Origin of the sequence: Streptomyces spongiae, from assembly GCF_009377185.1 — a bacterium.
In the GTDB taxonomy this organism is placed as follows: Bacteria; Actinomycetota; Actinomycetes; order Streptomycetales; family Streptomycetaceae; genus Streptomyces; species Streptomyces spongiae.
This window is the reverse complement of record NZ_VJZC01000318.1, coordinates 1-11,395: the sequence shown is the minus strand read 5'-3', so window position 1 is coordinate 11,395 and position 11,395 is coordinate 1. Positions and strand designations below refer to the sequence as shown.

9 protein-coding genes are annotated in these 11,395 nt (G+C 71.5%); 4 read left to right on the top strand and 5 right to left on the bottom strand.

Annotated elements, in window-relative coordinates:
- Window positions 1-657, bottom strand: a 657-nt coding sequence (locus tag FNH08_RS32050; protein ID WP_152775030.1) for a response regulator transcription factor, incomplete at its 3' end; no start/stop codon positions are given.
- Between the two features lie 140 nt (window positions 658-797).
- A complete protein-coding gene (locus FNH08_RS32045; RefSeq protein ID WP_322725855.1) occupies window positions 798-2,000 on the bottom strand; it encodes a sensor histidine kinase in 1,203 nt (400 codons plus the stop codon).
- Window positions 2,001-2,118: 118 nt separating this feature from the next.
- Between FNH08_RS32045 and FNH08_RS32040 the strand changes: the two genes are divergently transcribed.
- Window positions 2,119-3,234, top strand: a complete 1,116-nt coding sequence (locus FNH08_RS32040) for an SAM-dependent methyltransferase (protein WP_322725854.1) — start codon at window positions 2,119-2,121, stop codon at window positions 3,232-3,234.
- Window positions 3,235-3,248: 14 nt separating this feature from the next.
- Here the strand turns inward: FNH08_RS32040 and FNH08_RS32035 are convergent, their stop codons facing one another.
- Entirely contained in the window at window positions 3,249-4,400 is a 1,152-nt protein-coding gene (locus tag FNH08_RS32035; RefSeq protein WP_152775028.1) for an NADH-quinone oxidoreductase subunit D, read from the bottom strand.
- Window positions 4,401-4,431: 31 nt separating this feature from the next.
- On the opposite strand from FNH08_RS32035, the gene FNH08_RS32030 reads away from it, so the two are divergent.
- Both FNH08_RS32030 and FNH08_RS32025 read left to right on the top strand, forming a co-directional pair.
- A complete protein-coding gene (locus FNH08_RS32030; RefSeq protein WP_228034478.1) occupies window positions 4,432-4,974 on the top strand; it encodes a PH domain-containing protein in 543 nt (180 codons plus the stop codon).
- A gap of 32 nt (window positions 4,975-5,006) precedes the next feature.
- Window positions 5,007-6,332 (top strand): PH domain-containing protein, encoded by a 1,326-nt coding sequence (locus tag FNH08_RS32025; protein ID WP_322725856.1) that lies wholly within the window; start codon window positions 5,007-5,009, stop codon window positions 6,330-6,332.
- Between the two features lie 118 nt (window positions 6,333-6,450).
- Here FNH08_RS32025 and FNH08_RS32020 read toward each other — a convergent pair whose 3' ends face one another.
- Both FNH08_RS32020 and FNH08_RS32015 read right to left on the bottom strand, forming a co-directional pair.
- A complete protein-coding gene (locus FNH08_RS32020; protein WP_152775027.1) occupies window positions 6,451-7,866 on the bottom strand; it encodes a hypothetical protein in 1,416 nt (471 codons plus the stop codon).
- A gap of 237 nt (window positions 7,867-8,103) precedes the next feature.
- The gene (locus FNH08_RS32015) at window positions 8,104-9,228 is read right to left on the bottom strand and encodes an alpha/beta hydrolase (RefSeq protein WP_152775026.1); all 1,125 of its coding nucleotides are present in this window, start codon (window positions 9,226-9,228) and stop codon (window positions 8,104-8,106) included.
- 246 nt (window positions 9,229-9,474) lie between these two features.
- Between FNH08_RS32015 and FNH08_RS32010 the strand changes: the two genes are divergently transcribed.
- On the top strand, window positions 9,475-11,283 hold the full coding sequence (locus FNH08_RS32010; RefSeq protein ID WP_152775025.1) for a phosphatidylglycerol lysyltransferase domain-containing protein: 1,809 nt from the start codon (window positions 9,475-9,477) through the stop codon (window positions 11,281-11,283).
- The last annotated feature ends 112 nt before the right edge of the window (window positions 11,284-11,395 follow it).

Here is an 11,395-nt window from a genome sequence, read left to right as displayed (position 1 = left end):
CGCCCGCACCAACCCCGTCTCGTACGCGAGGACCACCACCTGCACCCGGTCGCGCAGTTCCAGCTTGGTGAGGATGCGGCCCACGTGCGTCTTCACCGTGGCCTCGGACAGCACCAGGCGGGCCGCGATCTCGCCGTTCGACAGGCCCTGCGCGACGAGCACCATGACCTCCCGCTCACGGTCGGTGAGCCGCTCCAGCTCCTTGCGCTGGGTCCCCTGGCCGGTCCCCGGCAGCATCGGTGCGAACCGGTCGAGCAGACGCCGGGTCGTGGACGGAGCGACCACGGCGTCACCGCTGTGCACGGAGCGGATCGCGGCCAGCAGCTCGCCGGGGGGCACGTCCTTGAGCATGAAGCCGGAGGCACCCGCCTTCAGCCCGGAGAAGGCGTACTCGTCGAGGTCGAAGGTGGTCAGGATCAGCACCTTCGGCGGGTTGGGATCGGAGCAGATGCGGCGGGTCGTCTCCACGCCGTCCAGCTTCGGCATGCGGACGTCCATGAGGACCACGTCCACCTCGGTGGAGCGCAGCACCTGGAGGGCCTCGACGCCGTCGCCCGCCTCGGCCACGACCTCCATGTCCGGCTGGGCGGCGAGCACCATCCGGAACCCGGTGCGCAGCAGCACCTGGTCGTCGACGAGCATCACGCGGATCGCCATCGGGTCCTCTTCCGTTTCCGTTGTCCATCACAGGGTCGTCAGGGGGGTCTTACCAACAATTACGCGGTCATACGAACAACGGGACCAAAGGGTCGCGCAAACGTGCTCTTACAGGTGTCAACGAGCGACATGAACAGTCGTCAGTGAGCGGGTTTGAGCGGGAGCAGTGCGCTGATACGGAAACCGCCACCCGGGCGCGGTCCCGCGTCCAGGGTTCCGCCGACCATGCCCACGCGCTCGCGCATACCGATCAGGCCGTGCCCCTGGCCGTCGAAGCCGCCCTCCTCGTACAGCTCGTGCGGGGCGCCCTTCCCGTCGTCCTCGACGAGCAGACCGAGACCGTCGTCGAAGTAGACCAGGCGCACGCTCGCGCCCGCGTTCGGGCCGCCGTGCTTGCGCGTGTTGGTGAGGGCCTCCTGGACGATGCGGTACGCCGTGAGCTCCACACCGCTGGGCAGGGGCCGCGGAGTGCCCTCCACCTTGAAGTCGACCGGGAGACCGGAGGTGCGGCACTGCTCGATGAGCTCGTCGAGCTGCTCCACGTCGGGCTGCGGGACGTACTCGCCGCTCTCCTGGTGCTCGCCGGTGCGCAGCACGCCCAGCAGACGGCGCATCTCGGCGAGGGCCTGGCGTCCGGTGGAGGAGATCGTCTCCAGGGCCTTCTTCGCCTGGTCGGGCGCGGCGTCGAGGACGTACGCGGCGCCGTCCGCCTGGACCACCATCACGGACACGTTGTGGGCGACCACGTCGTGCAGTTCGCGGGCGATGCGGGCACGCTCCGCGGCGACGGCGACCTTGGCCTGTGCCTCGCGTTCCTTCTCCAGGCGGGCGGCACGCTCCTCCAGCTGGGCGAAGTAGGCGCGGCGGGTGCGCAGGGAGTCGCCGAGCACCCAGGCGAGGGCGAACGGCACGGTCATGACGACCGATATCGCGACCTCGCCGACCGGACCCGTGTCCGCCGCGGGCCAGCGCATCTGCGCCAGCGTGGCCGCGCTCAGCCCGCCGGCCAGGGCGAACCGGGAGGCCCAGCGGGCACCGTTCGCCGCCACCGTGTAGATGATCACCAGCATGGCGAAGTCGGCCGGGATCGTCGGCACGTCGGTGACCAGCTGTGCCACACCGGTCACGGCGGCCAGCAGCAGCATCTGCTCGGGCAGCCGGCGCCGCAGGGCGATCACCAGGCAGAGCAGGAACGTGACGGGGATCCAGGCGACCGGGAGGTCGCTCCGGTCCGCCTCCTGACTGACGGTTCCGGCCACGGCGGAGATCCCGAGCAGGAAGACGGCCCAGAAGCTGTCGACCCATGTCGGGTGCCTGCGGAGGAAGTCATAGAGGCGCTGCACGTAACCCAGCGTAAAGACGTGTGCTGTGTGCAGGAGTCAACCGGAGGGTCGATCCGCAACCGGCGCGCGTACTCCCCAAGGTGGAGGCTCCCCACTTCCCGGCGCCTAGCCTGGCACGGTGACGGGTGCGGTGACTGGTGCGGCGGGCGGCGAGTGGCGCGGGTGGCGCGAGGCGACGGAGGAGGCGCTGTACGGGCCCCGGGGGTTCTATCGGCGCCCCGAGGGCCCCGCCGGGCATTTCCGCACGTCGGTGCACGCGTCGCCGCTGTTCGCCGAGGCGGTGGCGCGGCTGTTGTGCCAGGTGGACGAGACGCTCGGGCACCCTTCCGAGCTGGCCTTCGTGGACATGGCGGCGGGCCGGGGAGAGCTGGTGACGGGCGTCCTGGCCGCCCTGCCCACGGAGGTGGCCTCCCGCGCGCGCGGGTACGCGGTCGAGCGCGCCGACCGGCCCCGTGGCCTTGCTCACCGGATCGAGTGGCTCCCCGAGCCCCCGGAGGGCGCCACCGGGCTGCTGTTCGCCAACGAGTGGCTCGACAACGTGCCCCTGGACGTCGCCCAGGTGGACCCCGACGGCGTACGGCGCCTCGTCCTCGTACGGCAGGACGGAACCGAGCGGCTCGGGGACCGGGTGGAGGGCGCGGACGGCGAGTGGCTCGACCGGTGGTGGCCGCTGCCCACCGAGGGGCCGGCCGAAGGGCTGCCGGCCGACGGCCTACGGGCCGAGGGACTGCGGGTCGAGGGACTGCGGGCCGACGGCCTGCGGGTCGAGGGACTGCCCGCCGAGGGACTGCGGGCCGAGATCGGGCGTCCTCGGGACGCCGCCTGGGCCTCGGCCGTCGCGAGTGTCGGCCGGGGGCTCGCGGTCGCCGTCGACTACGCGCACACCACCGCGGCCCGGCCACCGTTCGGGACGCTCACCGGATACCGGCAGGGCCGGGAAACGGCTCCCGTGCCGGACGGCTCGTGCGACATCACCGCCCACGTGGCGCTGGACGCGTGCGCCCTGCCGGGGGCCCGGCTCCTGACCCAGCGAGCCGCCCTGCACGCCCTCGGGGTCAGCGGGGGCCGCCCGCCGCTGTCTCTGGCGACGACCGACCCGGCCGCGTACGTACGGGCCCTCGCGGGCGCAGGGGAGGCCGCCGAACTCACGGCATCCAGCGGGCTGGGCGACTTCGGCTGGCTGCTGCAGCCCGTCGGCATTCCGGACACACTGCTGACGCAGCGCCCTCGGTGAAACTCGGTACTCGCCTACTTGTCGATGTCCCCGACCACGAAGAACAGCGACCCCAGGATCGCCACCATGTCCGCGACCAGCGTCCCCGGCAGCAGCTCCACGAGCGCCTGGATGTTGTTGTACGAGGCCGAGCGCAGCTTCAGCCGGTACGGGGTTTTCTCGCCCTTGCTGACGAGGTAGTAGCCGTTGATGCCGAGGGGGTTCTCGGTCCAGGCGTAGGTGTGGCCCTCGGGCGCCTTCAGGACCTTCGGGAGGCGCTGGTTGACCGGGCCGGGCGGCAGCTCGGCGAGGCGGTCCAGGCAGGCGTCCGCGAGGTCCAGCGAGTTGTGCGCCTGGCCGAGTAGGCACTCGAAGCGGGCCAGGCAGTCGCCCTCCTCGCGCGTGACGACCCGGAGGGTGTCCTGGAGCTCCCCGTAAGCCAGATACGGCTCGTCCCGGCGCAGGTCGAAGTCCACCCCGGAGGCGCGGGCGATCGGCCCGCTCACCCCGTACGCGTGCACCGTCTCCGGCGCGAGGACGCCCACGTCGCGCGTACGGCCCCGGAAGATCTCGTTGCCGATCACCAGGTCGTCGAAGACGTCCATCCGCGAGCGCACGTCGGCTATCACCGCCCGCGCGCGGGCGGTCCAGCCGGCCGGGAGGTCCTCCTTGAGGCCCCCGACGCGGTTGAACATGTAGTGCATGCGGCCGCCGGAGATCTCCTCCATGACGTTCTGGAGCTCCTCGCGCTCCCGGAACGCGTAGAAGACCGGGGTGATGCCACCGAGCTCCAGCGGGTACGAACCCAGGAACATCAGGTGGTTCAGGAGACGGTTCAGCTCCGCGAGCAGCGTGCGCATCCACACCGCGCGCTCCGGCACCTCCATGCCGAGCATGCGCTCCACCGCGAGGACCACGCCCAGCTCGTTCGAGAAGGCGGAGAGCCAGTCGTGACGGTTGGCGAGCATGATGATCTGGCGGTAGTCGCGCGCCTCGAAGAGCTTCTCCGCGCCACGGTGCATATAGCCGATCACCGGCTCGGCATGTGTGATGCGCTCGCCGTCGAGCACGAGCCGCAGCCGCAGCACGCCGTGCGTGGACGGATGCTGCGGTCCGATGTTGAGCACCATGTCGGTGCTCTCGGCGGCGCCGCCGATACCGACCGTGGTCTCCGTCGTAGGAGTCATGGGGACAGTCTCTCGTACGTACGCTGGCGGAATGGAGACGGGGACGTTGGACGACGCGGGGCAGGGCGGGGAGCACGAGCCGCACGACGGCACGCAGCCCGGGGAACCTCACGAACCGGTGTGGACCGGACTGCCGTCCGGTCTGCTGCGGATGCGCCGGCTGTTGCTGGTGGTGTGGCTGGGACCGCTGACCATCGGCCTGGCCCTGCTGCTGGGTCTGCTCGCCGGGCCGGCCTGGGCGGCCTTCGCGCTGCTGCCGCTGGCCCTGCTGCTGTGGGGCTGGCCGATGCTGGGCCGCAACTGGCGTTCCTGGCGGTACGCCGAGCGCGCCGACGACCTGCTGATCAGCCGGGGTGTGCTGTGGCGTGAGGAGACCGTCGTGCCGTACGGGCGCATGCAGCTGGTGGAGGTGACGTCCGGGCCGGTCGAGCGGCACTTCGGGCTGGCGAGCGTGCAGCTGCACACAGCGGCGGCCGCCACGGACGCGCGGATCCCCGGGCTCGACCCGGGGGAGGCCGAGCGACTGCGCGACCGGCTGACGGAGCTCGGCGAGGCACGATCGGCCGGTCTGTGAGCGCGCCCGGCGTCGAGCGGGACGGCGAGGAGGTGGGCCCGGAGGTGGGCCAGGATGTGGGCGCGGAGAACCCGGTGATCGAGCACCGGCTGCACCCCGTGACCCCGCTGCGGCGGGCCTGGGCGCCGATCGCCGTGATCTTCGGCTGGGCCATGCACGACCCGGACGGAACGCAGCGGCAGCTGTCCCGGCTGACCACGACCACGCTGCTGATCGCTCTCGCGGTGGTCGTCCCGGCGGCCGCCCTGTACGGCTTCCTGAGCTGGTGGTTCACCCACTTCTCGGTGACCGGGACGGAACTGCGCATCCGTACCGGGCTGGTGTTCCGCCGCACCGCGCACATCAGGCTGGAACGCATCCAGGCCATCGACGTCACCCAGCCGCTGCTGGCCCGGGTCGCGGGCGTCGCCAAGCTCAAACTCGACGTCGTCGGGACGGACAAGAAGGACGAACTGGCCTACCTGGGCGAGGCCCACGCCCGCGCCCTGCGGGCCGAGCTCCTCGCCCGCGCGGCCGGTTTCGAGCCGGACAGCGCGCACGAGGTCGGCGAGGCCCCGGTACGGCAGTTGCTGCACGTCCCGGCGGGCGTGCTCGCGGTGTCGGTCGTCCTGAGCGGCGCCACCTGGGCGACCCTGGTCGGCGCGGTCGTCGTTCCGCCGGTGCTGTGGTTCGCCACGCACAGTGTGTGGACGGTCCTCGCGACCGCGCTGCCGCTGTTCGGCGCGGCGGGCGCGAGCAGCGTGGGGCGCTTCGTCGGGGAGTACGACTGGACGGTGGGCGAGTCGCCGGACGGGCTGCGCATCGACCACGGCCTCCTCGACCGCGCGCACGAGACGGTGCCGCCCGGCCGTGTGCAGACCGTACGGATCGTGGAGCCGCTGCTGTGGCGGCGGCGGGGCTGGGTGCGGGTGGAGCTGGACGTGGCGGGCTCGTCGAACTCGGTGCTGGTGCCGGTCGCTCCGCGGGCCGTGGCCGAGGGTGTGATCGAGCGGGTGCTGCCCGGGGTGACCGTGCCGCGGTCCCTGGACCGCCCGCCCCGGCGGGCCGGGTGGTGCGTGCCGTTCTGGTGGCGCGGATACGGGCTCGCCGTCACCGACAGCGTGTTCGTGGCCCGGCACGGGCTGCTCCGGCGGAGCGTGTCGCTCGTCCCGCACGCGAAGGTGCAGAGCGTACGGCTGGCGCAGGGGCCGTGGGAGCGCCACAAGGGCCTGGCCGACGTGCACGTGGACACGGGCGCCAACAAGACGGTGACCGCCCGGCTCCGGGACGCGGACGAGGCGGCCCGGCTGCTGGCGGCCCAGGCGGACCGGTCCCGCACGGGGCGCAAGGAGGCGCTGCCGGACCGGTGGATGGCGTGATGCGGACGGTCATGCGGACAGTCTTGGACTTGGCTTGATTTCGACGGTCCGGACGGTGTGCCGGACCGTCGCGAGCGCGTTTCCGGTGCCGGAGAACGCCTGAGGCGCCGTCGGCGCTTCAGGACACCGCGCTCCGCAGTCCCTCTACGTCGATCTGTTCCGTCTCGTCGTGGGCCGTCAGGTCGATGACCTGGCCGACGCCGCGCGACTCCTCGTCCGCGGGCTTGAACTGCGCCTCGGACTCGGCCTTGTGCAGCGCGAGCGCCTCCTGGCCGACCACGTCCGCGAGGTCCTCGTTCTGTACGGCCTCGATGGCCGCCGCGCCCTTCTGCGTACCGAAGAAGTCGAACCCGCCCTCGATCGCCAGGCGTCGGCGAGGGGGCGCCGGTGCGACGGCCACTGCGGTCGGGACCGTGAAGTGACCGGAGGGCCGGCCGGCCGGCGCGGGCCGCGGGGCGGGGACGATCGGCGAGGGATCGGGCGCCGTGGGCTCGGTGACGTCGGAGTCGGTTACCGCGAGTTCGGCGGGCGCCGGCTCGGTGTCCGCGGGCTCGGTGGCGGCGCGTTCGTGGTCCTCGGCCGCCTCGGGCTGGGTCTCCGGGTGGTCGTCCTCCTCGGCGGCGTCGGCGGCCGGTGCCGCCTCGGCCTCCGCGGAACCGGCCTGGGGTGAACCGCCGTCCGGAGAGCCGCCGTTCGTCGCGGCGGCCTTGCCGGAGTCGCCCTTCGCGGACTCGCCTCTGGGCGCGCTGTCCACCGCGGGCCGGGCCTTCTCGGCGAGCGCCGTCTTCGCGGCCTCACCCTGGATGATCCGGTCCAGCGCCGAGTTGGCCTGCAAGAACAGCAACGAACCGGCCGAGGAGAAGACTCCCGGAGCCGTCGGCTCCGCATCATCGGTCTTCTCGTCGGTCTTCGCGCCGGACTTCTCCTCGGGCTTCGCGCCGGTCTTCGCGTCGACGGCGCCGTCGGCGCCCTCGGCCAGCTTGCCGGACGCGGTCGCCACGGCCTCCTCCTCACGCGCGGCCTCGGACTCACCCTCGTTGCCCGCCGTCAGCGCCTTCGCCGAGCCGGAGCCCGACGACGAAGCCTCAATGGCGAGCCGGCGACGGCCCTCCAGGGCAGTGGCCCGCTCCGTCTCCGCGGTGGCGTACCGCCGCAGCAGCGCCGCGTGCTCGTTGCGCAGGTTGGCCAGCTCGGTCCGCTTGGCGCGCAGCTTGTGCTCCAGCTTCTGGCGCAGCTCGCGCGACTCCTCGAGGTCGGTCTCCAGCTCGGCGACCTGCTCCTCGTGCCGCCACTCGTCGCTCGCCCGCGCGCGCGTGAGGTCCGCGACGCGTTTGCCCGCCTCCACGTCCCAGCGGCGCATGACCGCGGCGCCCACGGCGGCGGTCGCCGCGGCGACCGCGGCCGACACCCGGAGCACGGACGACTCCGTGAACGCCCAGGGCCCGAGTGCACAGACGAGCGAGACGCCTGCGATCGCCGACGGAGGCAGCAGCCTGTGCAGGGGTGGTGAATGGCGGTGACGTCCACGTGGCATGGCCAGAAACTTACCGCGCGTAGGGGAACCATGGTGACCCCGGAGGTAAAAACACAGCCACTCCGAAACGTTCACAACGGTCGTCACACATCTCAGGCACCGGTAACGACGCCAAGGGCACGCCCTTCAGTTCCGGAAGACCTCACGAATCTTGATCGATTCCTTCTGCTCCACGGCGTTCCGGAATTCCGCGGGCATCGCCGCGAATTCGGGTACGCCGATCTCCCGGTTCCACGCTCACCTGTCGCTGAGCCGCCCGCTGAGCCACTGCAACGTCGCCGGGATCTCCCGCCGCCACGTGTTGAAGTTGTGCCCGCCACTGTCGAGGATGATCGACGATATCCGCGTCGGCGGCTTCGACTTCACGAGATCGATGAAGCCGAGTGTGTCCTTGTAGTTGGCCTCGCCGTTCCTGCTGCTGCTGACGAGCAGTGAGGTGTCCGGAGCGGGCCTGTTCTTCATGTACCACATCAGATCGGCCTCGTTCTGCAGCCGCTTGTTCCCATGGAAGAGGTCGCCCGTCGTGGGGTCGAGCGGCGCCTTGTAGTACGGCGACAGACCCGCGCCGGCGGCGTACACGTCGGGGTGGTGGACGGCGAGCTTCAGCGCGCAGTAGCCGCCGGTGGAGTCGCCGACGATGCCCCAACTCCCCGGCTTCTTGCCGACCCTGTAGTGGTGCCCCACGGCGTCCGGCAGGTCCTTGGCGAAGAACGACTCGGTCTGCGGGCCATTCGGTACGTCCACGCACTCGGTGTCGCGTGGCGGCGCCACGGTCGGCCGCATCATGACCAGGATCATCGGCTGGGCCTCGCCGTTCCGGGCCAGCCGGTGGGCCGTCTGCGGAAAGTGCAGGCCCTTGATGAGCGCCTCGGCGGTGCCCGGGTAGCCCGTGAGGACGACGGCCGCGGGGAACGTGCGGGTGCGGTAGCGCGGTTGGAAGTACTCCGGGGGCAGATACACGTACGCCGGGGACGCGATGCGCGTCGTACGGCCCACGATCTCGATCTTCTGGATCTGGCCGGCCTTCCGGGGAAGGTCGCCGCCCGGCACGTTCACCTGCTGGGTGTCGAGCACCTGGAGGGGCCCGCCCGTTCCGGTGCCGCCGTGGTCGACGACCACGCCCTGACCGCTCTCGCGGCCGAGGAGGTCGGCCCAGCTGGCGTAGAACCCGAAGGCCTGGTTCGCCGCCAGGCCGACGGAGGCGAAGACCGCGACCTGCGTGGCCAGCAGGATGCCGACGCGTCCGCCGACGGCACGCCAGCCGCGGCGCGCCAGCCGCGGCCACCACCACACCGTGCCGCCGAACAGAAGCACGGCGGACAGCACCGCCAGCACCAGCACGTTGTTGCTCGTGAGACCCATGGGGTTCTACCTGCCTGCGCTTTCCTGTGGGGGACGAGCCGCCACCGCGTCCGCCACCGTTCCCTTCACGGCGGCTTGCCACGGCCTTTCCCCGGCCTTTGAACCGGCTTTCCTGAAGGGAAGGAACCTCTCCCCTCGAGACACCGTCCTAGAGGGCGCAATGTCGCCGGATGCCTGAATGGCACCGGATTCAAAGTCTTCTCTGCAGAACTACGGGATGCGATGTCTGTCAGGATAGATGGGGAAATGTCGGGTGAGGTTCCGAGTCGATCACCCTGGTTGCGGCGCGTGTTGAGCGGGCCGCGCCCCGAGGCCGTTCCCGCCCTGGTCGCCAGGGCCTGCACCCTCGTGGGACTCCTGGACATCGCGGCGGGTGTGTTCCCCCGCTTCCGGAACAGCCGCATGCACGCGATCGCCGAGGTGCTGCCCGGCGCGCTCGGCCCGTTCGCGGCCGCCCTGTCGCTCAGCGCGGGCGTCCTGCTGCTGCTCCTCGCGCACGGCCTGCGGCGCCGCAAGCGCCGGGCATGGCGGGCCGCCGTGGTGCTGCTGCCGGCGGGCGCGATCGCCCAGTTCACCTACCGCCACTCGCTCGTCGGCATCCTCATCTCGCTGGCGCTGCTCGCTCCGCTGCTGCGCCACCGCGACGAGTTCAGGGCTCTGCCGGACCCGCGCAGCCGCTGGTACGCGCTCGCCAACTTCGTGGTGATGGGCGCCGGTTCGATCTTCCTCGGTTTGGTCATCGTCAGCGTCCACACCACGCGTCTGGTGGGCGACCCGAGCCTGTCCGACCGTCTGGAGCACGTGCTGTACGGCCTGTTCGGCTTCGAGGGCCCGGTCGACTACACGGGCAACACCTCGTGGACGGTGGGCTTCTCCCTCGGCGCGCTGGGCCTGCTCACGGCCATCACCACGATCTATCTGGCCTTCCGCCCCGAGCACCCGGCGGCACAGCTGACGGAGGACGACGAGGCACGGCTGCGCGCCCTGCTGGAGAAGCACGGGGGCCGCGACTCGCTCGGCCACTTCGCGCTCCGCCGCGACAAGGCGGTCGTCTTCTCCCCCAGCGGCAAGGCGGCGGTCACGTACCGCGTCGTGCACGGCGTGATGCTCGCCAGCGGTGACCCGATCGGCGACGTGGAGGCCTGGCCGGGCGCGATCGAGCGCTTCATGGACGAGGCGAAGGCCCACTCCTGGACGCCCGCCGTCATGGGCTGTTCCGAGACGGGCGCCGAGGTGTGGACCCGCGAGACCGGACTCGACGCCCTCGAACTGGGCGACGAGGCGGTGGTGGACGTCGCGGATTTCTCCCTCGCCGGGCGCGCGATGCGCAACGTACGCCAGATGGTGAAGCGCATCGAGCGGGCCGGCTACGAGACCCGGGTACGGCGAGCCCGTGACCTCGGCGAAGGCGAACTGGACCGGATCCGCCGGGCCGCCGAGGACTGGCGTGGCACCGACACCGAGCGTGGTTTCTCCATGGCCCTGGGCCGTATCGGGGACGCGGCCGACGGTGACTGCCTGATCGCCACGGCGCACAAGGCGGACGCCGAGCCCGGCTCGTACGGGGATCTCAAGGCCGTGCTCCACTTCGTGCCCTGGGGGCCTGACGGGGCGTCGCTGGACCTGATGCGGCGTGATCGTTCGGCCGACCCCGGTATGAACGAGCTGCTGATCGTGGCGGCCCTCCAGGCCGCCCCCCGTTTCGGCATCCAGCACGTCTCGCTGAACTTCGCGATGTTCCGTTCGGCGCTGGCGCGTGGCGAGAAGATCGGTGCGGGGCCGGTGCTGCGGGCCTGGCGGGGGCTGCTGGTCTTTCTGTCGCGGTGGTTCCAGATCGAGTCGCTGTACAAGTTCAACGCGAAGTTCCGGCCGCGGTGGGAGCCTCGGTTCGTCGTGTACGCCTCGTCGCGGGATCTGCCTCGTCTCGGGTTGGCGGCGATGCAGGCGGAGGGGTTTGTCAATCTGGCGCTTCCCCGTCTGCTGCGTCGCAGGTCGGCGGGGGGTCGGCCGTGTGTTCATCGCATGGCGGAGCAGCAGGAGATGCAGGTGGTCTGAGGGGCCGAGGGAAGTCGCCCCCGCCGCCCCTACCCGTCCCATCCCCGGGGGCTCCGCCCCCATGCCCCCGGGGAGGGTGGTTCGAGGTGGGTGGGGTGGTGCGGGTTGGGGG

Bases quoted from the DNA above. Each gene is read 5' to 3' on its own strand.
- FNH08_RS32010 (WP_152775025.1), top strand. From the start codon at position 9,475: ATGTCGGGTGAGGTTCCGAGTCGATCACCCTGGTTGCGGCGCGTGTTG.
- FNH08_RS32020 (WP_152775027.1), bottom strand. From the start codon at position 7,866: ATGCCACGTGGACGTCACCGCCATTCACCACCCCTGCACAGGCTGCTG.
- FNH08_RS32030 (WP_228034478.1), top strand. From the start codon at position 4,432: ATGGAGACGGGGACGTTGGACGACGCGGGGCAGGGCGGGGAGCACGAG.
- FNH08_RS32015 (WP_152775026.1), bottom strand. From the start codon at position 9,228: ATGGGTCTCACGAGCAACAACGTGCTGGTGCTGGCGGTGCTGTCCGCC.
- FNH08_RS32035 (WP_152775028.1), bottom strand. From the start codon at position 4,400: ATGACTCCTACGACGGAGACCACGGTCGGTATCGGCGGCGCCGCCGAG.